We start from the raw sequence: 21,053 nt of genomic DNA on the forward strand, positions 1-21,053 counted from the left end.
TTAAAATCAATTTATTATGAAAAAGCTGTTAATTATTGGAGCTTTGATGATGGCTTCTTTTACTGCCTACTGCCAAGGTAGCTTTAAAGCCGGTTTAAATCTTGGAATTCCTGTTGGGGATGTTTCAGATTTTTATAATCTCCAGTTCGGAGCAGATGTGGCTTACATGTTCAGTGTTGCAAACACATTTTCAGTAGGGCCTATGCTCGGTTATTCAAACTTTTTTCCTGAAGACTCCGATGTCTATGATAATGCTCAGTTCTTACCAATCGCTGCTTCCGGTAGGTTAAATTTAGGAACCGCATTTTTCCTTGGTGCCGATCTTGGCTATGCAGTGGGAATTGACGATGGTAATGATGGTGGTTTTTACTACAGGCCACAGGTAGGTTATGATTTTGGTCTCATTGGTTTGGTAGCTTCTTATTCTGGTATAAGTACAGACGGAGACACAGCCAGTTCTATAAATCTTGGGGTGGAATTCGGGCTATAAAGGCGATCATTTGATTTTTCAAAAGCGGAAGTTTTTCTTCCGCTTTTTAATCTCTCGGGATTTTTTCTAAAACTCTTTTATATCAATGTTAGTTCGCGCTTTGATATGTAATTACTTCAATTAACCAATTAATAATACTATTATGAAAAAACTAATTTTGGCTACTGCCGTAATCTTCGGTGTATTCTATTCTGCACATTCCCAGACAACACATTTCGGTTTTAAGGCAGGAGTGAATTTTGCTTCCATTGGCGGTGAGGATGTGGATGAATTTGACGGAAGAACTGGGTTTCACGCAGGTATTTTAGCAGAATTTATGATCACAGAACAATTCGGGATCCAACCTGAGCTTCTATATTCCATGCAGGGAGCCGAATCAGAATATTCAGAAAGTGGCATCACGGAAAAAGGGAAAATTAAACTGGATTATATTAATATTCCCCTCCTTGCAAAATACTATGTAACACCGGCTTTAAATTTTCAGTTAGGTCCACAGCTTGGATTCCTGATTAATTCGGAAGGGGAGTATGAGGTTAGTTTCCAGGGAGAAACTATGTCGGAAACAATAGATTTAGATGAGGAAGTAAAAAATATTGATTTTGGAATTAGTGGTGGTCTGGGTTACAAGCTTAATTCCGGTATATTTTTTAATGGCCGCTATACCCTTGGAATAATAGATATAAATGAGGAAAACGAATTTGACGGAGATGGTAACCAAAACAATGTATTTCAACTATCTGTGGGATATATGTTTTAAATAAACCTAATAAATATAAAGCGGGACAATGTTCCCGCTTTTTTTATACGGTAATTTTAATACCTTTATTTTATGAAACTTATTATTATCAACGGCCCCAATTTAAACCTGCTAGGTAAACGCGAACCCGAAACCTATGGCCATAAGAGTTTTGAAGATTATTTTTCAGAACTGCAGTTCAAATTCAGAAACGTAGAGCTCTCCTATTATCAGACTAATATTGAAGGGGAGATAATCGAGAAACTTCATCGGGCGGCTGAAGAATTTGAGGGTATCATTCTTAATGCTGCAGCCTATACCCATACCTCTGTAGGAATTGGTGACGCGATTAAAGCTATAGATACTCCCGTAGTGGAAGTTCATATTTCCAATACTTTTTCCCGGGAAGACTTCCGGCATAAATCATTTATATCTCCCGTTGCCAAAGGCGTGATCATCGGTTTTGGATTGGAAAGTTACGATCTGGCTATCCAAAGTTTTCTGAATCATTCTAAATGAAAAAAGCCTGGTTAAACTGGAGTAGCGGGAAGGATTCTGCCATGGCATTATATCATGTTCAGAATGGAAATGAATATAGCGTGGAGATGCTTTTTACAACCCTAAGCGATGCTAAAGAGAGGGTTTCCATGCATGGTCTTCGAAAAGATTTACTTCTCGCACAGGTTGAAAGCATCGGATTGTCTCTGCAAATCACTCACCGTTCTACGGGTACTTCCTTGAATACCTATAACAAGCTGATGGAAAATGCGTGCATGAAGTTTAAAAATGAAGGTTTTACCCATAGCATCTTTGGAGATATTTTTCTTGAAGACTTACGGGAATACCGAGAAAAACAATTAGATAGTATTGGGGTTAAAACTGTCTTTCCTCTTTGGAAAAAGGATACTTCCCAACTAATGCAGGAATTCATTGAGCTTGGATTTAAAGCAATTGTAGTCTGTACTAATTCGAAATACTTGGAGAATAGTTTCTGCGGAAGAGTTATAGATGATGAATTTCTAAAAGACTTACCTGCCAATGTCGATCCCTGTGGTGAAAATGGAGAATTTCACACCTTTGTTTTCGACGGACCGATTTTTACCAATCCTGTGAATTTTAAAATAGGAGAGAAGCATATAAGGACCTATGATTCTGAAGCTGATAAATGGGATAATCGTTTCTGCTATTGTGATTTACTTCCCGAATAAAATGAAAATCTGGATTTCTCCCACTGGTTGAAATGACAAATAAAAACCCCGGATTCGTTTGAACCCAGGGTTTTCTATTTTTCTAAAGTCTATAGTCTAAAGTCTATAAGTGAATTACTTCATCATAAGCATCTGCTACGGCTTCCATCACAGCCTCACTCATCGTAGGGTGTGGGTGAACCGCTTTTAATACCTCATGACCTGTGGTTTCCAGTTTTCTACCAAGAACCGCTTCAGCGATCATGTCGGTAACACCGGCTCCTATCATATGGCAACCTAGCCATTCTCCGTATTTTGCATCGAAAATGACTTTAACAAAACCGTCAGACTTTCCTGCAGCCTTAGCCTTGCCTGAGGCAGAGAATGGGAATTTTCCAACCTTGATATCGTAACCAGCCTCTTTAGCCTGTTTTTCGGTCATTCCTACAGAAGCAATCTCAGGAGTGGCATAGGTACAAGCGGGGATATTTCCGTAGTCCAATGGCTGTACGTCCATACCTTTTATCTTTTCTACGCAAATGATACCTTCCGCAGAAGCAACATGCGCCAGAGCAGGTCCGTGTACCACGTCACCGATGGCGTAAATTCCTTTTACATTGGTCTGATAGAAATCGTTAACCACGATCTTATCTTTATCGGTCTTTATTCCAAGATCCTCAAGACCTATATTTTCAATATTGGTTTTGATCCCTACCGCAGAAAGTACTACATCTGCTTCAAGAGTTTCTTCTCCCTTTTTGGTTTTTACTTTGGCCTTAACCTTGTTTCCTGATTTTTCAACGCTTTCTACAGAAGAGTTTGTCATTACCTTTATACCGGCTTTCTTCACGCTGCGTTCAAACTGTTTGGAAACATCCTCATCTTCAAGTGGCACGAGGCTTGGAAGAAATTCCACTACAGTAACTTCGGTTCCCATGGCATTATAAAAATGTGCGAACTCAACACCAATTGCGCCAGAACCAACCACGATCATCTTCTTAGGCTGTTTTTCAAGGCTCATCGCCTCACGGTATCCTATCACGGACTTACCATCCTGCTTCAGGTTTGGCAGTTCTCTTGAACGCGCCCCGGTTGCAACGATGATATGGTCTGCAGAATATTCCTTTTTCTTGTCGTCCTTATCGGTAACCTCAATTTTCTTACCCTGTTTCAGTTTACCGAAACCGTTGATAACGTCTATTTTGTTCTTCTTCATCAGGAACTGAACTCCTTTGCTCATTCCGTCAGCTACATTCCGGCTTCTCTTTATAACCGCACCAAAATCCTTGTCAGCTTTTTCCAGTTTCAGGCCGTAATCTTCGGCATGTTTCAGATAGTCAAATACTTCGGCGCTCTTAAGAAGCGCTTTAGTTGGAATACAACCCCAGTTAAGACATACACCTCCAAGGTTTTCCTTTTCAACGATAGCTGTCTTAAAACCCAGTTGTGAAGCTCTGATGGCCGTTACATATCCGCCCGGGCCACTACCTAAAACTATAATATCATATTTACTCATATTCGGTATATTTTGAATCGGTTATCGAAGTTGCGAATTTAAGGAATTAAACCCTAAACTGAAAGTTAGAATCTACGGATAAGAGCTTAAAAAAAGCCCGTCTGAATAGACAGGCATTGTAACAATTATCTGATTGTTTTTACTGAAGAGTATTTACATGGATAATGTCCTGTTCCTGAATACTGAAACTTTGCATTAAGTCACTAATATTTTCAGCGTTGAAATTAGCACTGGAATAAAAATTTGCAGGAATAATGGCTACCCTGAAAATCTGGTTTTGAGTATACGAATTATCCAGCCCAATCAGATCATAATTTCCATCAATAAAAATTTCAGTATCTATAAAGGTATGGTTGTATACGTATTGAATAGTCCCATTTTCTGTAAAAAAGTTTTGAGGCAACAAACTCCATTCGTCAATTTCACTTCCATCTTCGAGCTCGTCAACATAATTGAGGCGATATATTAGAACTACATCGGTTTCAAATACCTCTACATCGCTAAATTCTGAGAAATTGATAAGTCCAGTAGACCAAAGATTGCCTTCTGAAAAATATTCCAAATCGGACTCTACCTCAAAAATTGTAGGGAGGGGAGCATCCAGACCATCTAGCCCATCCGCACCAGGAGGTCCCGGGTCGCCTTCACATGAAACTAAAAAAATGCTGGCTAATACTAATAATGATAATATTTTCTTCATAATTGTTAAGTTAAGTTATTTATTAAATTCAATACTGGCAGAGTTAACGCAGTAGCGCTGGCCGGTATCTGTAGGACCGTCATCAAAAACGTGGCCAAGATGGCTTCCGCAGTTCACACAAAGTATTTCGGTACGCATCATTCCATAACTTCGGTCCTGTACATATTCTATTTTTCCTTCTATAGCATCATCAAAACTGGGCCACCCGCAACCACTTTCAAATTTGGCGTTACTCTCAAAGAGCTTTTCTCCACAGGCGGCACATTTATACTCGCCCTTTTCAAAGTGCAGGTTATACTTTCCCGAATGAGGAGCCTCAGTACCTTTTTCCCGAAGAATATGGTATTGCTCATCAGAAAGCTGTTCTTTCCATTCTTCTTCGGTCTTTTCTACTTTATATTTTTTCATATTATTCTTTTTCTGGAATAAAGTCCATAGCCACTCCGTTTATACAATGTCTTTTTCCGGTTGTTTCTTTGGGCCCATCGTTAAATACATGACCCAGATGACCACCACATCTTGCGCAGTGAACTTCGTCTCGCTGGTATCCCAGCTTGGTATCGCTGCCATACGCTACACCACCTTCAATAGCCCGGTCAAAACTGGGCCATCCGGTGCCGCTATCAAACTTATATCTGGTTTTGTATAATTCATTGCCGCAGGCGGCACAAACGAAGGTTCCTGGTTCTTTAATATTATTGAGTTCACTGGTAAAAGCTCTTTCGGTTCCGCCTTTTCGTAGCACGGCAAATTCTGCAGGGGTTAGCTCTTTTTTCCATTCTTCTTCAGATTTGGAAATTTCAAACTCCTCGGCTTCTTCGCCTTTATTTTTTTGGGCATTTCCATTACAACTCAGAAGAAAAACGGAGAGAAGACTTAATAACAATAACCTTTTCATAGCAATCTTTTGGTTAAAATTACAAAGATTGTGCCGTGATAAAAGTTGTGATTTTGTTAATTACCTCCGGATTTCCCAGAATTCTGCGATGTCCGAGTCCATTTGTAACTAATATCTGGCAATTCTCAAGAGAATCGTGAATTTCGTAGGCATCCTTAACGCTTACGTCTACATCCTGTTCATCATGGATTATCAGTGTATGGACTTTTACATCTCTGGCCGAAATAGCACCTGAATAATCGTCCATATCCTGACCGAATTTTGAGTCGAGATACTCCTTCATTCTCTTTGCTACTTCCCGGTTCATATTCATATTTTCAGCAAAATCCTTCGTGATTTTTGTAACGCTGTTTGCCGTACCTATAATGACCAGTTTCTGAGTTTGCAGACCATCTTTGATAGCTCTTAATGAAGACATACCCCCAAGGGAGTGGCCTATGACCGCTTCAAAGGGCCCGTATTTTTCCTCCAGATAATGAATGGATTTGATAAAAAATGGCATCATGCTTATTTTGCCAGGAGCCTCTCCGTGAGCAGGGGCATCAAAGCTCACGGTAGAATAGCCATTTTTCCTGAGATCCAGAGCGATTTTTGAAAGTTGGGTACCACGGCCGCTCCAGCCGTGTACTAAAAGAACTTTCTTTTCATTTTCACCATAATTATAAACTACTATTTCACGATTAATAGAGGGAACATGTTCTTTTGTGATCTCAGAATGTTCGAACATTTCTCGTTCCCGTTCCGGCAATTTGTATCGAAAAGGAGTTAAGAATAACCTGGCGGCGAAACGGCTGGCCAGAAAAGGAGAAATTTTTGTGAGAATTCTTGAGATTTTAAGGATATAGTCCGGAACCAGTATTTGCTGAACCGGTAATTTATCTTTGATTTCTTTAGTCATATTTTAAGAATTCGGCCTGTTTAAGCGGTTTCAAATTTAAAAAAAAATGAAGTGGCTCTGATGTCTTTCTATACCTGCGAATATCGACAATGGTATTGTTTTTGGATACTTACTAACTGTTAAATCATACTTAAACAGAAAAGAGGCAGTTACAAGCTTTCGTACTTTTAAGTAACTAAAACCAATTATTATGAAGCTCAAAAAGACTTTTATAGGACTAAGTGTCTTGCTGTTGATAGTAGCATGTAAGACCAATCCGTTTACGGGTGAGAAAAACCTGAATTTTGTAAGTAATGATCAGTTATTTCCGGCCTCTTTTGCTCAGTATGATCAGTTCCTGAAAGAGAATGACGTGGTAAGAGGAACTGCTGATGCGGCAATGGTTAAAAGAACCGGAGATAAGATCGTAACCGCCGCCGAAAGGTATCTTAATGCGAATGGATACCAGGGGTTCCTTAATGATTTTAAATGGGAATTCAACCTGGTTGATGATGAAGCGGTTAACGCTTTTGCTATGCCCGGAGGTAAAGTGGTGTTCTTTACAGGTATAATGCCTATCGCCAAAGGAGGTGGAGCAGGTGAAGATGGTGTTGCTGTGGTTATGGCCCACGAGGTGGCTCACGCCCTTGCCGATCATGGTGCACAAAGGATTAGTGCTGCTCAGCTACAGCAATTAGGTGGTGTAGCAGGTAGTATTGCTTTAAGCGGAAAGAGCGAACAGACTCAGCAGATCTTTGCCCAGGCTTATGGTCTTGGAACCACGGTAGGAGTAATGTTGCCATTTAGCCGAAGCCATGAATCTGAAGCCGATAGAATTGGACTTACTCTTATGGCTATAGCCGGGTATGATCCGGATGAGGCGGCAGATCTATGGCGAAGGATGAGAGATGAAAGTGGAGGACAGGCTCCGCCGGAATTTCTAAGTACTCACCCTTCAACTCAAACGAGAATAAACAACCTTGAAAAATGGGCTCCGCAGGCGAAAGCCGAAGCCAAGAAATATGGAGTGACTAGTTTCTAGAGCCTGGTTAATAGAAAAATAAAAATGAAGAGCCGCTGTATTCAGCGGCTTTTTCTATTTTTAGGGCATGAAGCATCTGCCAAAAGGAAGTAAAAAGCTAATAAAAGCATGGGCTTTTTACGATTGGGCTAACTCGGTATACAGCCTGGTTATAAGTTCTGCCATATTTCCGATCTTTTACGGAGCCCTCACCATTGTAAAGTCAGAAAATGGGCAAATTCTTGACGATACGGTACACTTTCTTGGTTACGATTTTAACAATGATGCTTTAATAAGTTACATTACTGCCGCCGCCTTTCTGGTGGTTAGCATTTTAAGTCCTTTCCTGTCCGGTATTGCAGATTATGTTGGGAATAAGAAAAATTTCCTGAAATTCTTCTGTTACCTGGGTGGCATCTCGTGTATTGGGCTTTTCTGGTTCGATCTTGAAACACTGTGGTTTGGATTATTATGTTACTTCTTCGCGCTTATTGGATTTTGGGCCAGTCTGGTCTTTTATAACTCTTACCTACCAGATATTGCATATCCTGAACAGCAGGATAAGGCCAGTGCTCAGGGTTTCGCTATGGGGTACATAGGTAGTGTAATTTTGCTGGTGCTTTGTCTAATAATGATATTGAAATATGAATGGTTTGGATTTGAAAATGAAGGTTTTCCAACCCGGCTCTCTTTTGTATTGACAGGAATATGGTGGATTGGTTTTAGCCAGTATACCTATTATTATTTACCTAAAGGCAATAAAAGATCGGGTCTTACCAGAAATATTCTTTTCAATGGTTTTAGGGAACTGAAAAAGATCTGGAAAGCCCTGAAACATAATGAAATCCTGAAACGTTACCTGGTTGCTTTTTTTGTCTACAGTATGGCCGTACAAACTATAATGCTGGTTGCTACTTATTTCGGGATCGAAGAACTGGATTGGGGAGACCAGGATAGCACAACCGGATTGATAGTTAGCATTCTTCTTATACAGCTGGTGGCAATAGCGGGTGCAACCCTAACCTCACGCCTGGCCATTAAATTTGGAAATATAAAAATACTCATTCTTATTAATCTTATTTGGATAGCCATATGCGGATATGCCTATTTTATTACTACACCGGTCCAGTTTTATGTTGCTGCCGCATCGGTAGGATTAGTGATGGGAGGCATACAGTCCCTCTCAAGATCTACCTACTCCAAAATGCTTCCTGCTGATACGATAGATACAGCCAGTTACTTCAGTTTCTATGATGTTTCAGAAAAGATCGGTATTGTAATAGGAATGTTTTTATATGGATTGGTGGCTCAGCTAACAGGTAGTATCAGGAATTCAGTATTGTTTCTTGTTGTTTTTTTTATTGCTGGGGTCATCCTGTTAATGAGAGTTCCAAAGGGAAGGATTAAAGAATAAAAAAAGCCACGCTTAGGGCGTGGCTCCGTTTAACTATTAACCTACATCAGAAAGATTCAACGCTTCCCGAACCGAAGGTCTTGAAATCCTGTTTGTCAGGATTTCCTTTATACTGAATATCGCCAGATCCCGAAACCCTGGCAGTAAGTGATTGTCTGGCATTTACCTGTATGTCGCCAGATCCGGATACCGCTGCTTCAACGTGAGTAGCAGCTAGATCGAAAGCTTCAAAATCTCCACTTCCGGTTACGTTGCATTCGAAGTTTTCACTTTTTCCTTTAAGCTTTATATCTCCTGAACCGGTGATTTTCCCTTGCAGATCTTTTACATCAAGGTTCAGCATTATATCTCCCGAACCAGTTACCTGTACCTTTAACGACGAGGCTTTTATAACATCTTTATTCCAGATATCGCCAGATCCTGTAAGGGCAACTTCTTCAAGGCTTTCAAATGGAACGGTGATTTTAATATCTTCAGTAGGGTTAAGATTCACTCCTTTTTCTGTGGAGATCTTTAACGTGCCATTTTTAACTTCAGTAAGTATATATTCCTGAAGGTTGCTTTCAGCCTCTACTTTTATATTTCCTTCATTGCCTGCCACCAGTTCCACATTCATGGAGCCTACGAGTTGAATTCCGTCATATGAACCAGTAGACCTGGTTTTGGTGACCATTTCACCGTTTCCTTTTATTTTTTCTGAACTCCACCATTGAGCGTTGGCAGTGGATAAAACCATTAGAAAGGCGGCTAAGAATAAGATTGATTTTTTCATGATTAAATATTTATCTGATTGATGATTATTGTTTATTGAATTTAACGCTTCCGTAGCTGGTACTGATGCTGAACCTGGCACCATCACTGGAAGATCCGTAATATCCTGCTACACTGTTGCTGGTATTCTCCTGTTTTCTTTTCTGCACTTCAAGACCCTCAAGGCCGTTGATGCTACCAAAAGAGGTCTTCACATCGAACTGGAAGCTCATTTCATTATCATAACCAATTTTCACTCCGGCATAATCTGTATCTATATTCACGCTACGAGCGCCTTTGATCACTTTTTCTATAGAAAGGGAACCGTAATCCAGGTTAAGATCGGCTGAAGTGAAAACTCTGTTGATCTTCGTGGTTAGATAATCGCCATCTCCTTTAAGCATCTTTACCTTGTCTATTTCAACGCTTCCGTAGTCACAATTAAATTCCAGTTTAGCGACCTTCTGGATACGCGATTTTGTATAATCGGCATTTATCATCAGCTCTTCAGCCTCTCCAATTTCATAATCGGAATAGTCGGCATTGATTTCGGCGTTGGTGACATACTCAATACGGCTGTTTCGGGTATAGTCAAAATTAAGGTAATTTGATTTTCCTCTAAGTTCTCCAACATCAATCTTTCCGTAGTCACAATTAATCTTTGTATTACCTGTGGTCTTATCCACATAAATTCCACCGTAATCGTTATTGATGTCCAGGTTATTCCCTTCAGGAGCTCTCACAATGTAGTTTACCTCCATGTTTACATTATCAAAGCCATCGAATAGGTTTTTCCACCAGGATTTGTTCTCTTTTGAAAATAGGGTTTTGGCGCTAACTCCTGAAGAGGTCTGATTGAAATCTACATTGATCTCTTCAAGTTTCTCTTCTACTTTCTCTTCATCGTTGCCGTTGGTTTTAATAATTACTTCTATAACCACACGGTTCTGATCCCAGGTGGTGATGTCTATATTCCCGTAACTATTATTGATATTAAGGTTGGAATTAGCACTTACATTAAATTCCTTTTTGATCTTTTTCTCTCTGGTGTGTTTGCCATCAAGATCGTTCCATTCTTTTTCTATTACAGCGGTGTTTACTGTTTTCGCATCGAAATATGGAAGCCCGGGGGCCAGCACAGCGAAGATTAGGATACTAGATAATATTGTTTTCATGATTTTGGTTCTTTAGTGTTTTAATATTTTCGATTTGGGTCAAAACATTGCTTAAAAGATCTATTCGTTGCTGGAAATTCTGGATCATGGCGTGAATAACTCTGTTGTCTTTACCACTGTTTCTCAGGTCTTTTCTAAGTTCCTGGTATTCTTTTTCCAGTTTCTCCATCTGGAGCATAGCATCGTTGATAATGGCTTCAGTTTCGGGAGTCTTCTCAGCATTAATCGCATTCAATTCTTTATTGATCATGCTGGTGTAGAATTCCTGGGTTTGCTTCATTTCCGGGGAAATACTGGCCAGGTCTGCATTTTTGGCCGCACCCGGAGCGATCACGAATTCTCCCAGCAGAAAGAAAGCCAGAAGGAAACTCGCAGCTACTCCCATAAGGGGTGCCCATAGCCTTCGAACTTTTCCTTTCTTTTGTGAAGCCGTTGATCTTTGCTCCAGCTTTTTCAGAAAGCGTTCCTTATGCCCTGAATGAGGTTCTTCGATATCGAAGTTCAAACCTTCAAAAAGTTCGTCAAAGTCATTATTTTTCATGATGCTCCAATTTTTTTCTTAAACTCTCCTTTGCCCTTGAAATCATCGTACGGCAATTAGCGTAAGAAATATTCATTATTTCACAAATTTCCTCGTAGTCGTATCCTTCTATCAGATGTAAAGTGAGTCCCAGTCGGTAATTTTCCTTAAGAGACTTTATCTGGTTAAGGATCATACGTACTTTCTTGTTGTTCTGATCGTAATCTTCCAGAGCAATTCCACCGCTATCGGTTTCATTCTTTAATTCGTCATTATAGCTTACTTCTCCCAGTTTTGCGATCTTTTTATAGGCAGTGAGACTTTCGTTCACTACTATTCGTTTTAACCAGGCTCCGAAGGTTGAGGTACCTTGAAAACTTTCAATTTTGGTGAAAGCACTCAGGAAAGCTTCCTGCATAATGTCTTCGGCTTCAGCTGAATGACCGGTTATCCTGTAAGCAGTGTTATACATAGCTTTGTAATAACGATCATAAATTTCCATTTGAGCACGCTGGTCACCATGACGGCAACGTTCTACCAGGTCATTAATATGTGTGATGGTTGGTGTCAATTAATACTTGGTTTCTGTTATAAAGATGGAGTTGATTTGTATTTGTTACACTTTTATAGAATTTTTTTCTGAAAAGCGTGGCATGGGAATTGAATATTTGGAATTAGGAAATCTAAAATAATACTGAAAGCTCTATTTTTCAAGGCTTTCAGTGAACTTCTCAAAATTAAGGATTATTAATTTTGGTGACAGTTTGACTTAAACGAAATTATGGCGAAAACAAAGTTTACAAATATTGACAGTTTGTCATTCCAGGGAATTGATGAAGATGCAGAATTAATTCCTTTAATGACCCCTGAAGATGAAGAGGAAATAAATAAAGAGAATCTGCCCGAAACTCTACCAATACTTCCTTTAAGAAATACAGTGCTTTTCCCCGGTGTAGTAATACCAATTACTGCTGGTAGGGATGCATCCATAAAACTGATTAATGATGCCAATAACGGCAGTAAGATCATTGGAGTAGTATCACAAAAGGATGAAGAGGTTGAAAACCCTGGAGGGAAAGACATCAATAAGGTAGGGGTGGTTGCAAGAATATTGAGGGTTTTGAAGATGCCAGATGGTAATACCACTGTGATCATACAGGGTAAGAAGCGTTTTCAGATCACAGAAGTGGTAACTGAGCAGCCCTATATGAATGCTACTATTACCGAAGTCCCTGAGACAAGACCGGAAAAAGATAATGCTGAATTCTCGGCGATCATAGATTCTATTAAGGATCTGGCGCTCCAGATTATAAAAGGAAGTCCGAATATTCCTTCTGAAGCTTCTTTTGCGATCAAGAATATAGAGAGTACTTCTTTCCTCATCAATTTCGTTTCTTCCAACATGAGCCTGACGGTAGAGGAGAAGCAGAAATTACTGGAAACAAACGATCTTAAAGATCGTGCACTTGCCACTCTTAAACATATGAATACCGAGCATCAGAAACTTGAGCTTAAGAATGACATTCAGAGCAAGGTGCAGAGTGATATGAGCCAGCAGCAACGTGAGTACTTCCTTCATCAGCAGATGAAAACCATCCAGGAGGAGCTTGGTGGCGTATCGCATGAAGGTGAGATAGAAGAAATGCGTGAAAGGGCCAGGGATAAGAAATGGAGTGAAGATGTTCAGAATCATTTTGAGAAGGAACTTTCCAAAATGCAAAGAATGAATCCCCAGGTAGCCGAATATTCAATTCAGAGAAATTATCTCGACCTGTTTCTTGATCTGCCGTGGAATGAATTTAGCAAGGATAAGTTCAATCTTAAAAGAGCTAAGAAGATATTAGATCGCGACCATTATGGGCTTGATGATGTTAAGAGAAGAATCATAGAATATCTTGCCGTCCTTAAGCTAAGGAACGATATGAAGTCTCCTATCTTATGTTTGTATGGTCCCCCCGGAGTTGGTAAGACTTCTTTAGGGAAATCTATTGCCGAATCATTAGGAAGGGAATATGTGCGAATCTCTTTAGGAGGTTTAAGGGATGAAGCTGAGATAAGAGGCCATAGAAAGACTTATATAGGTGCAATGCCTGGGCGTATTATTCAAAGTCTGAAAAAAGCCGGGACGAGTAATCCTGTTTTTGTGCTTGATGAGATTGATAAATTAAGCATAGGGAATGCGGGCGACCCGTCTTCAGCATTACTGGAAGTACTTGATCCGGAACAGAACAGCGATTTCCACGATAATTTCCTTGAGATGGGCTTTGATCTCTCAAAGGTTATGTTCATCGCAACCTGTAATACTCTTAGCAGTATTCAGCCTGCACTAAGGGACAGGATGGAGATTATAAGGGTTACAGGATACACCATTGAAGAAAAAGTTCAGATCGCGAAAAGGCATCTTCTACCTAAACAGCTTGAAGAGCATGGACTGAGCGGTGACGATCTTAAAATTGGTAAAAAGCAGCTGGAAAAGATCGTTGAAGGCTATACACGAGAGTCTGGTGTTCGGGGATTGGAAAAACAAATCGCCAAGGTGGTTCGTTATGCGGCTAAGAACATCGCGATGGAGGAAGAGTATAATGTAAGGATATCAAATGACGATGTGATAGAGATCCTGGGTAGTCCGCGAATGGAGCGCGATAAATATGAGCATAACGAAGTAGCGGGAGTTGTTACAGGACTTGCATGGACCAGTGTTGGGGGAGATATTCTATTTATAGAATCCATACTTTCAAAAGGGAAGGGTAATCTGAGTATTACCGGTAACCTGGGTAAGGTAATGAAGGAGTCGGCCACTATCGCCATGGAATATATAAAGGCAAATGCTGAAAGGCTTGGAATAATTCCTTCCATATTTGATCAGTACAATGTACACATCCACGTGCCTGAAGGGGCAACTCCTAAGGATGGTCCAAGCGCAGGTATCACGATGTTAACCTCCCTTGTCTCTTTGTTTACTCAGAAAAAGGTTAAGAAGAGCATCGCGATGACCGGGGAGATAACTTTGAGAGGAAAAGTATTACCGGTAGGAGGAATCAAGGAAAAGATCCTGGCAGCGAAAAGAGCACGTATCAAAGAGATCATTTTATGTGAAGATAACCGCCGGGATGTGGAAGAGATAAAAGAAGAATACCTTGAGGGACTCACTTTCCATTATGTGAAAGAGATGAGCGATGTGATAGATATAGCGATCACAGATGAAAATGTAAAGAACGCGAAGAAACTATAAAGACAGGCCCCGTAAACAGGGGCTTTTCTTTTTTTTAGTCTGGAATAGCGTTTGGAAAAACCTACCTTTGCCACAGAAAAATTGATTTAAATGGAGAAAAAAATTACGATTGCCATTGACGGATTTTCCTCTACAGGTAAAAGTACGGTCGCAAGGCGCCTGGCTAAAGAGTTGGGTTATGTGTATGTAGATACCGGTGCCATGTACAGGGCGGTCACATTGTATATGATGCGGAAGGTATTCGTGTCTGAAGGGAATTTTGATGAAGAGGCGATCATTAGACACCTGCCGTTTATAAATCTGAAATTCGTATTCAATGAGGATAAAGGCTATGGAGAGATCTATCTAAACGATGAAAATGTAGAAGAAGAGATTCGGTATATGGAAGTTTCCAAACATGTAAGCAGGGTTTCTGCTCTTCCCAAAGTAAGGAAAATGTTGGTGGACCAGCAACAGGAAATGGGCAAAGACAAAGGAGTCGTGATGGATGGGCGTGATATAGGCACTGTTGTATTCCCTGATGCGGAGTTAAAGATCTTTATGACGGCTTCAACGGAGCAAAGAGCTAAGAGACGTTATGATGAACTTATGGGCAGGGGAGATGATATCAGCTATGAGGAAGTACTGAAGAATGTAAAAGACCGTGATTTTATGGATTCTACGAGGGAAGATTCACCTCTTAGAAAGGCTGATGATGCTATTGAATTCGATAATTCAACACTGGAGCTGGAAGAACAGTTCGATAAAGTTTTAAAGATTGTAAAAGATAAAATAGCAGAAGTGAATTCTTAATTATATTTCATTAAAATACTTATCCGCAATTAATTCCATTATTAGTTGCGGATTTTTTTTTAGTTGTGTATTTTTGCACTCCTTTTTGGCAGAACACCGGAAATCCAAAAAGGTTTGATAATCAAAATTATAAACAACTTCTGAGGTTTCTAATTTGCTTCAAAGATTTCCGGAGAAACTCAGAATACAAATTTTATAGTCAGTAATGGCTGAAGAAAACAAAAACAAAGAAGTTCAGGAGAACACTGAAAATCTTGAAGTTCAGGATGTAGCCGGTATGAGTACCGATTCTCAACCTGAAGCAGAAAAACAACAGGAAAATCCTGAAAAATTCCTTAAAGAATTCAACTGGCACAATTACGAAGAAGGAATCGATCCTATCGACGATGAGAAGCTGGAAGAATTTGAAAAGCTGGTTGAAGAGAATTTCGTAGACACTTTAGACGACGAAGTTGTAACCGGGAAAGTGATCAATATCACCGACCGTGATGCAATCATCGATATAAACGCGAAGAGTGAAGGAGTTATCTCTCTTAACGAATTCCGTTATAACCCGGACCTTAAAGTAGGGGATGATGTTGAGGTATTGATCGATGTTCGTGAAGATGCTACCGGACAGTTGATTCTTTCTCACCGTAAGGCGAGAGTGATCAAAGCATGGGAGCGTGTTAACAAAGCTCACGATGAGAGCCTTGTAGTAAACGGATTTATTAAATGTCGTACCAAAGGTGGTATGATCGTAGACGTATTTGGAATCGAAGCTTTCCTTCCAGGATCGCAGATCGATGTTAAGCCAATTCGTGATTACGATGCTTACGTTGGTAAGAACATGGAATTCAAAGTGGTTAAGATCAACCACGAATTCAAAAACGTTGTTGTATCTCATAAAGCGCTTATCGAAGCAGATATCGAAGAGCAGAAGAAAGAGATCATCGGTCAGCTTGAAAAAGGTCAGGTACTTGAAGGTACCGTTAAGAATATCACTTCTTATGGTGTATTCGTTGACCTTGGAGGTGTTGACGGACTTGTTCACATTACAGATCTTAGCTGGTCTAGAATCAACCATCCAAATGAGATCGTTGAACTTGACCAGAAGCTTAACGTTGTAATTCTTGACTTTGATGAGTCTAAGACAAGAATTCAGCTTGGTCTTAAGCAGCTTAGCCAGCACCCATGGGATGCTCTTGATGAGAACTTGAAAGTTGGTGACAAGGTTAAAGGTAAAGTAGTTGTAATCGCAGATTACGGTGCATTTATTGAAGTAGCTGAAGGTGTTGAAGGTCTTATCCACGTTTCTGAAATGAGCTGGAGTACTCACTTGAGATCTGCTCAGGATTTCGTAAACGTTGGAGATGAGGTAGAAGCTCAGATACTTACTCTGGACAGGGAAGATAGAAAAATGTCTCTTGGTATCAAGCAATTGACTCCAGATCCATGGACTGATATTACTTCCAAGTATCCTGTTGGTTCTAAACACACAGGTATCGTACGTAACTTCACCAACTTTGGTGTGTTCGTAGAGCTTGAAGAAGGAATCGACGGATTGATCTATATCTCTGATCTTTCATGGACCAAGAAGATCAAGCACCCATCTGAATTCTGCAATGTAGGAGATAAGCTGGAGGTTGTTGTTCTTGAACTTGATGTTGAAGGTAGAAAACTTAGCCTTGGACACAAGCAGATCGAAGATAATCCATGGGATAAATATGAGAAAGACTACGGTGTTGGAACTAAGCATACCGCTAAGATCGATGAGATCGTAGACAAAGGAGCTACTATAGACTTCAACGAAGATATCACTGCATTTGTTCCGCAAAGACATCTTGAAAAAGAAGATGGTAGCAAACTTAAGAAGGGTGAAGAAGCAGAATTCCAGATCATTGAATTCAATAAGGAATTCAAGAGAGTGGTAGCTTCTCATGCTGCGATCCATAAGGAAGAAGAGCAAAAGATCGTTAAGCAGGCTGCTAAGAAAGCTGCTGCTCAAAATGCAGACAAAACCACTATTGGTGATGTAAATGCAGATCTTCAGGCATTGAAGGATAAAATGGAAGGTAAAGAGTAATCTTTTCCTGATATTTGATAAATAAAGAAGCCTCCCTGATTCAGGGAGGCTTTTTTTTATTTAAAGAATTAAAGAGGAGTAGACTGGTAAACCTATAATTAAGTGGCCTACATATTTTCCAGAATATCTTTCAGGTCTTCTACACTTATTGGCTTTACCAGGTAATTGCTGATACTGTCATATTTTTTCGCCTTTTCCATGTCTTCAGGATTAATGGAAGAGGTGACTATGTAGATAATGATCTTCTTTTTCGTAGGGATACTAGTGAACTCATCCAGGAATTGCCATCCATCCATAATGGGCATATTAAGGTCCAGCAAGATAACATCAGGTATACTGGGACCTCCGGCTTCCATAATTGGTTTTAAATGATTTATTGCTTCTTCTCCATTAGGAAAGACCGTAAAATTCTCACAGAAATTAGCCAGCTCCATGATCCTTTTGGTACCAAATACAAAGATCGGGTCATCATCTATGATACAGGCAATATCAATTTTTTTCATATCTCTTTAAATATATCTCAAAAGTTGTCCCTGAATTCACCTCACTTTTTACGGCTACCTTTCCTCCGAGAGCCTCAATCTGATTTTTAGTTATAAATAGACCTATACCTCTGGAATCGGGATGTCTATGAAACGTTTTATACATTCCGAATAGTTTTTCACCGTGTTTTTTTAAATCTATTCCCAGGCCATTATCTTCTATACTCAACTTAATATAATCACCTGAAACTTCAGCGAAATACCTTATATAAGAACTTTTTTCTCGACCCCTGTACTTTATAGCGTTAGTGGTAAAATTAAGTAATATGCTTTCCAAATAAGCAGAGACTCCATTAACATCCATATGAGGAGGGATCTCATTCAGAATCCTGATTTTCGCTTCCTCAATAATTCCGCTTACCGAACTCAATACGGTCTCCACGGCGCTTTTCAGGTTTAAACAGGTATATTGTTCATTTTCTGAGGTATTAATGGCAGTTACTTCATTTAGGTGTTCAATCGTTTCTTTCAGGTTGCCTGAAGCCTTCGTAAGCATCTGTATAATTTGATTTTCGGCCTGCTCGGGGTGATCCTGTATATATAATTCCAGCAACATTCCGAAATTGCTCGAATGAGATCTTAGATTATGAGATACGATGTGTGCAAAATTCTTCAATCGGTCGTTCTGGTCTTCCGTAAGCTTCAATATGGTCTTAATCTCCTTTTCAGCTTTTTTAAGGCCAGAAATATCTGTTGCTACTCCTAGATAGCCTATGGTTTCCTTATCTTCTTTGATCGAAGTGACGGTAAGCTGTACCGGGAAGCTAATACCATCTTTTCTAACGTATGTCCACTCCCTGGTATCGTATTCATTGATTTCGGCAAGTTTTGCGAAGATTGCCATGCCTTTCAGTAGCTCATTGGATGGACTGATCTTTTTAGATATCCTTTCCATTTCTTCCTCTAAATGAATAAATGAGGGTGTTTCTTTACCTATTACTTCATCTTTGGAATATCCCAGTAGGTTTTCTGCACCTTTATTGAATGTCGTAATAATTCCTTCTTTATTCACGGCAATGATACTTACCTGTGTACTGGCTTCAAGAAGGCTTTCAAGCTTAGCCAGGGTTTGAGATAGCTTTTTCTCGGCCATTTTACGCCGACTGATATCTTGTATCTGAGCTATAAAATAAAGAGGTTCTTCGTATTTATCCCTTACCAGTGAGACTGCCAGATGGATATAAACAATATGCCCTTCTTTATGGAAATACCTTTTATCCATATGGTAATAATCCCGTTCGCCCTCCACCAGCTTCTCCAGAAGTTTCAGATCCGCATCCAGATCGTCAGGATGAGTTATATCCTGAAATGTGAGATTCAGCAATTCTTCCCGTTCGTACCCTACAATTTCACACACCCTTTGATTAACTTTAATCCATCTTCCATCAGGGTTCACTGTAGCCATTCCAATGGCTGCATGCTCAAAGCTTCCTCTAAAAGTTTCCTCACTTATTCGAATTCTGTTCTCTGCCTCGATCCTTTCCGTAATATCATGCATTGCCACAACGGCTCCTGTTACATGCCCGTATTCATCCAGTAACTGTGATCCGTTCACGGAGACAATCCTTTCTTTATTCTCCTTTGGAATTATTCGTATCTCCTCATTTTCTACCTTCTTTCCTCTTAAAGCCTTAAGTAGTGGAATATCTTTAGCCTTAAGTTCCCTGTCGTCTTTCGCATGAAATAAACCATAATAATTAGATAGATCTTTTTCGGGAATATCACGCTTTGGAATACCATGCCAATGCCTGGTTGCTTTATTGAAGAGGTTTAATTTTCCGTGAGCGTCACAGGCAACGATTCCTACATTTATACTATTAAGGACCGTTTGCATTAATTGTTTCTTTTCAAATATTTCTTTTTCTGCCTCTTTTATAGGTGTAATATTAGCTGTATGCATGAGTATTCCACCAATTTCACCTTCTCCTTTATACCAGGGTTTAACTTCCCAACTTAACCAGTGTGTGGCGCCATCTTCTCTAACAAAGCTATCTTCCTCACGCTTATGGGTATTCCCGCGAAGACAATCCCGGTGAATCTCTTTCCAATCATCACTGAGGTTTGGAAATATATCGTAATGAGATTTCCCCAGAACCTCCCTGCCTTGAAGATTATAATCCTCAATCCATTTGTTAGAAGCAGCAATATATCTCATTTCATTGTCAAGCATGGCAATCGCGCTTGGAGCTTCGTCTATAAAAAGCTTTTTAAGTGCAAGTCTCTCTTTATATTCAGTGACCTCTTCATGAAAGCCTGTCATCCATTCAGGTTTTCCATCAATGGTCCAGGTAACTACCTGTCCCTGATCTTTTACCCATATCCATTTACCGGATCGATGTTTCATCCTGGCTTCGCTTACATAGAACTCACTCTCACCTCTAAAATGTGCTTTAATTAAGTTATCACATACTTTTTGATCATCCGGATGTGACAGGGTTGACCAGGTGCTCTCTGACGTTGGAGCTAAGTCTTCAAGGCGGTATCCCAGAACATTTGCCCATTCTTCAGAAAATATGGTTTCTCCAGTTTGGACATTCCATTGCCAGGTGGCCAGGTTTGTTCCTTTAAGGATATTCTTGTATCGGGTTAGTTCTTTATTGAGGTTATGAATTGAGACATTTGAATCTTTTGCTAATTCAAGAGCCATAATTACTTCCGGATTGGTGCCTTTTAATAACACAATCCTGTAATTGAAGGTCAAAAAATTATCAGAGGTGTTCCTAAGCTGAACAGTCCCCTCAAAAGGATTTTCTATGTCTGTAGGGAATTCTGTATTTAAGTAGGAGGATAGCTCGGCCAGATTGGAAGAGGTTAACAGATCGCTGAATTTTAATTCTGGGGAGGGCCTGTTGTCGTATCCCAGGACGGAACGGAGTTTTGGATTTATCCACGAACTATGGGGGGCGTGCAAATTAAATATCACTATTCCGTCAAGACCATACTGCTGCGTAAATTCAAATAAATTAAGGTTCTCGCATAAAATGGAGAATTTCCTCTCTTCAACTTCATTCATTCTTGTAAGGTTAAGTCAATTTGGGCAATTAGATTTTTGGGGTATCTAATTGGGGTGCAATAAAATATAAAGTTTTTTAATATTCAATAATGTTACTCTTCTTAAATGCTAAATCTTAAAATTTT

Annotated in this window: 20 protein-coding genes; 9 read left to right on the top strand and 11 right to left on the bottom strand. The window is 39.8% G+C overall.

The annotated features are described in order from the left end of the window. The first annotated feature begins 16 nt into the window (after positions 1–16). The 4 genes from EZJ28_RS15240 (at position 17) to EZJ28_RS15255 (ending at position 2,434) form a co-directional block, all read left to right on the top strand. Positions 17–490 carry a hypothetical protein gene (locus EZJ28_RS15240; RefSeq protein ID WP_131399439.1) on the top strand — a complete coding sequence of 158 codons (474 nt, stop codon included), beginning with the start codon at positions 17–19 and terminating at the stop codon, positions 488–490. A 142-nt stretch (positions 491–632) separates the two neighbouring features. Continuing rightward, complete coding sequence (locus tag EZJ28_RS15245) at positions 633–1,247, top strand: porin family protein (RefSeq protein ID WP_131399441.1); 615 nt, start codon at positions 633–635, stop codon at positions 1,245–1,247. A gap of 72 nt (positions 1,248–1,319) precedes the next feature. Then, positions 1,320–1,745 (top strand): type II 3-dehydroquinate dehydratase, encoded by a 426-nt coding sequence (aroQ, locus tag EZJ28_RS15250; protein WP_131399443.1) that lies wholly within the window; start codon positions 1,320–1,322, stop codon positions 1,743–1,745. Continuing rightward, positions 1,742–2,434 (top strand): diphthine--ammonia ligase, encoded by a 693-nt coding sequence (locus EZJ28_RS15255; RefSeq protein ID WP_131399445.1) that lies wholly within the window; start codon positions 1,742–1,744, stop codon positions 2,432–2,434. Before aroQ ends, EZJ28_RS15255 begins: the two co-directional genes overlap by 4 nt. A 103-nt stretch (positions 2,435–2,537) precedes the next feature. On the opposite strand, the gene lpdA is transcribed toward EZJ28_RS15255, so the two are convergent. The 5 genes from lpdA to EZJ28_RS15280 form a co-directional block, all read right to left on the bottom strand. Next, positions 2,538–3,929: a dihydrolipoyl dehydrogenase gene (gene lpdA / locus EZJ28_RS15260; protein WP_131399447.1), complete on the bottom strand. Its 1,392-nt coding sequence runs from the start codon at positions 3,927–3,929 to the stop codon at positions 2,538–2,540. A gap of 139 nt (positions 3,930–4,068) precedes the next feature. Beyond that, on the bottom strand, positions 4,069–4,629 hold the full coding sequence (locus EZJ28_RS15265; RefSeq protein WP_207388477.1) for a collagen-like protein: 561 nt from the start codon (positions 4,627–4,629) through the stop codon (positions 4,069–4,071). A gap of 15 nt (positions 4,630–4,644) precedes the next feature. Next, positions 4,645–5,037, bottom strand: a complete 393-nt coding sequence (msrB, locus tag EZJ28_RS15270; RefSeq protein WP_131399450.1) for a peptide-methionine (R)-S-oxide reductase MsrB — start codon at positions 5,035–5,037, stop codon at positions 4,645–4,647. A gap of 1 nt (position 5,038) precedes the next feature. Next, positions 5,039–5,527: a peptide-methionine (R)-S-oxide reductase MsrB gene (msrB, locus tag EZJ28_RS15275; protein ID WP_131399452.1), complete on the bottom strand. Its 489-nt coding sequence runs from the start codon at positions 5,525–5,527 to the stop codon at positions 5,039–5,041. A gap of 19 nt (positions 5,528–5,546) precedes the next feature. Next, complete coding sequence (locus EZJ28_RS15280) at positions 5,547–6,425, bottom strand: alpha/beta fold hydrolase (protein WP_131399454.1); 879 nt, start codon at positions 6,423–6,425, stop codon at positions 5,547–5,549. Between the two features lie 190 nt (positions 6,426–6,615). On the opposite strand from EZJ28_RS15280, the gene EZJ28_RS15285 reads away from it, so the two are divergent. Together EZJ28_RS15285 and EZJ28_RS15290 are read left to right on the top strand one after the other, a co-directional pair. Continuing rightward, a complete protein-coding gene (locus EZJ28_RS15285; protein ID WP_131399456.1) occupies positions 6,616–7,446 on the top strand; it encodes a M48 family metallopeptidase in 831 nt (276 codons plus the stop codon). 67 nt (positions 7,447–7,513) lie between these two features. After that, complete coding sequence (locus EZJ28_RS15290) at positions 7,514–8,839, top strand: MFS transporter (protein WP_131399458.1); 1,326 nt, start codon at positions 7,514–7,516, stop codon at positions 8,837–8,839. A gap of 46 nt (positions 8,840–8,885) precedes the next feature. Here EZJ28_RS15290 and EZJ28_RS15295 read toward each other — a convergent pair whose 3' ends face one another. Genes EZJ28_RS15295 through EZJ28_RS15310 form a run of 4 tightly spaced genes read right to left on the bottom strand, consistent with a single transcriptional unit; the run spans position 8,886 to position 11,855 of the window. Beyond that, entirely contained in the window at positions 8,886–9,611 is a 726-nt protein-coding gene (locus EZJ28_RS15295) for a head GIN domain-containing protein (protein ID WP_131399460.1), read from the bottom strand. Between the two features lie 25 nt (positions 9,612–9,636). Continuing rightward, the gene (locus EZJ28_RS15300) at positions 9,637–10,764 is read right to left on the bottom strand and encodes a hypothetical protein (protein ID WP_131399462.1); all 1,128 of its coding nucleotides are present in this window, start codon (positions 10,762–10,764) and stop codon (positions 9,637–9,639) included. Beyond that, positions 10,745–11,305: a DUF4179 domain-containing protein gene (locus EZJ28_RS15305; RefSeq protein WP_131399464.1), complete on the bottom strand. Its 561-nt coding sequence runs from the start codon at positions 11,303–11,305 to the stop codon at positions 10,745–10,747. Before EZJ28_RS15305 ends, EZJ28_RS15300 begins: the two co-directional genes overlap by 20 nt. Further along, a complete protein-coding gene (locus tag EZJ28_RS15310; protein WP_131399466.1) occupies positions 11,295–11,855 on the bottom strand; it encodes an RNA polymerase sigma factor in 561 nt (186 codons plus the stop codon). Before EZJ28_RS15310 ends, EZJ28_RS15305 begins: the two co-directional genes overlap by 11 nt. Positions 11,856–12,065: 210 nt before the next feature. Here EZJ28_RS15310 and lon point away from each other — a divergent pair, with 210 nt between their 5' ends. The 3 genes from lon (at position 12,066) to rpsA (ending at position 17,373) form a co-directional block, all read left to right on the top strand. Further along, on the top strand, positions 12,066–14,516 hold the full coding sequence (gene lon / locus EZJ28_RS15315; protein ID WP_131399468.1) for an endopeptidase La: 2,451 nt from the start codon (positions 12,066–12,068) through the stop codon (positions 14,514–14,516). Between the two features lie 90 nt (positions 14,517–14,606). Continuing rightward, positions 14,607–15,308: a (d)CMP kinase gene (cmk, locus tag EZJ28_RS15320; RefSeq protein WP_131399470.1), complete on the top strand. Its 702-nt coding sequence runs from the start codon at positions 14,607–14,609 to the stop codon at positions 15,306–15,308. Positions 15,309–15,513: 205 nt separating this feature from the next. Further along, positions 15,514–17,373, top strand: a complete 1,860-nt coding sequence (rpsA, locus tag EZJ28_RS15325; protein WP_131399472.1) for a 30S ribosomal protein S1 — start codon at positions 15,514–15,516, stop codon at positions 17,371–17,373. Positions 17,374–17,480: 107 nt separating this feature from the next. On the opposite strand, the gene EZJ28_RS15330 is transcribed toward rpsA, so the two are convergent. Then, positions 17,481–17,876: a response regulator gene (locus EZJ28_RS15330; protein WP_131399474.1), complete on the bottom strand. Its 396-nt coding sequence runs from the start codon at positions 17,874–17,876 to the stop codon at positions 17,481–17,483. Then, entirely contained in the window at positions 17,863–20,928 is a 3,066-nt protein-coding gene (locus EZJ28_RS15335; protein ID WP_131399476.1) for a PAS domain S-box protein, read from the bottom strand. The genes EZJ28_RS15330 and EZJ28_RS15335 overlap by 14 nt, the downstream gene beginning before the upstream one ends. Positions 20,929–21,053: the final 125 nt, after the last annotated feature.

It is taken from the genome of Gramella sp. KN1008 (assembly GCF_004332155.1).
GTDB lineage: Bacteria > Bacteroidota > Bacteroidia > Flavobacteriales > Flavobacteriaceae > Christiangramia.

Excerpts from the sequence above, each read along its gene's own strand:
- EZJ28_RS15240 (WP_131399439.1), top strand. The coding sequence starts at position 17 with ATGAAAAAGCTGTTAATTATTGGAGCTTTGATGATGGCTTCTTTTACT.
- EZJ28_RS15245 (WP_131399441.1), top strand. The coding sequence starts at position 633 with ATGAAAAAACTAATTTTGGCTACTGCCGTAATCTTCGGTGTATTCTAT.
- aroQ (WP_131399443.1), top strand. The coding sequence starts at position 1,320 with ATGAAACTTATTATTATCAACGGCCCCAATTTAAACCTGCTAGGTAAA.
- EZJ28_RS15255 (WP_131399445.1), top strand. The coding sequence starts at position 1,742 with ATGAAAAAAGCCTGGTTAAACTGGAGTAGCGGGAAGGATTCTGCCATG.
- lpdA (WP_131399447.1), bottom strand. The coding sequence starts at position 3,929 with ATGAGTAAATATGATATTATAGTTTTAGGTAGTGGCCCGGGCGGATAT.
- EZJ28_RS15265 (WP_207388477.1), bottom strand. The coding sequence starts at position 4,629 with ATGAAGAAAATATTATCATTATTAGTATTAGCCAGCATTTTTTTAGTT.
- msrB (WP_131399450.1), bottom strand. The coding sequence starts at position 5,037 with ATGAAAAAATATAAAGTAGAAAAGACCGAAGAAGAATGGAAAGAACAG.
- msrB (WP_131399452.1), bottom strand. The coding sequence starts at position 5,527 with ATGAAAAGGTTATTGTTATTAAGTCTTCTCTCCGTTTTTCTTCTGAGT.
- EZJ28_RS15280 (WP_131399454.1), bottom strand. The coding sequence starts at position 6,425 with ATGACTAAAGAAATCAAAGATAAATTACCGGTTCAGCAAATACTGGTT.
- EZJ28_RS15285 (WP_131399456.1), top strand. The coding sequence starts at position 6,616 with ATGAAGCTCAAAAAGACTTTTATAGGACTAAGTGTCTTGCTGTTGATA.
- EZJ28_RS15290 (WP_131399458.1), top strand. The coding sequence starts at position 7,514 with ATGAAGCATCTGCCAAAAGGAAGTAAAAAGCTAATAAAAGCATGGGCT.
- EZJ28_RS15295 (WP_131399460.1), bottom strand. The coding sequence starts at position 9,611 with ATGAAAAAATCAATCTTATTCTTAGCCGCCTTTCTAATGGTTTTATCC.
- EZJ28_RS15300 (WP_131399462.1), bottom strand. The coding sequence starts at position 10,764 with ATGAAAACAATATTATCTAGTATCCTAATCTTCGCTGTGCTGGCCCCC.
- EZJ28_RS15305 (WP_131399464.1), bottom strand. The coding sequence starts at position 11,305 with ATGAAAAATAATGACTTTGACGAACTTTTTGAAGGTTTGAACTTCGAT.
- lon (WP_131399468.1), top strand. The coding sequence starts at position 12,066 with ATGGCGAAAACAAAGTTTACAAATATTGACAGTTTGTCATTCCAGGGA.
- cmk (WP_131399470.1), top strand. The coding sequence starts at position 14,607 with ATGGAGAAAAAAATTACGATTGCCATTGACGGATTTTCCTCTACAGGT.
- rpsA (WP_131399472.1), top strand. The coding sequence starts at position 15,514 with ATGGCTGAAGAAAACAAAAACAAAGAAGTTCAGGAGAACACTGAAAAT.
- EZJ28_RS15330 (WP_131399474.1), bottom strand. The coding sequence starts at position 17,876 with ATGAAAAAAATTGATATTGCCTGTATCATAGATGATGACCCGATCTTT.
- EZJ28_RS15335 (WP_131399476.1), bottom strand. The coding sequence starts at position 20,928 with ATGAATGAAGTTGAAGAGAGGAAATTCTCCATTTTATGCGAGAACCTT.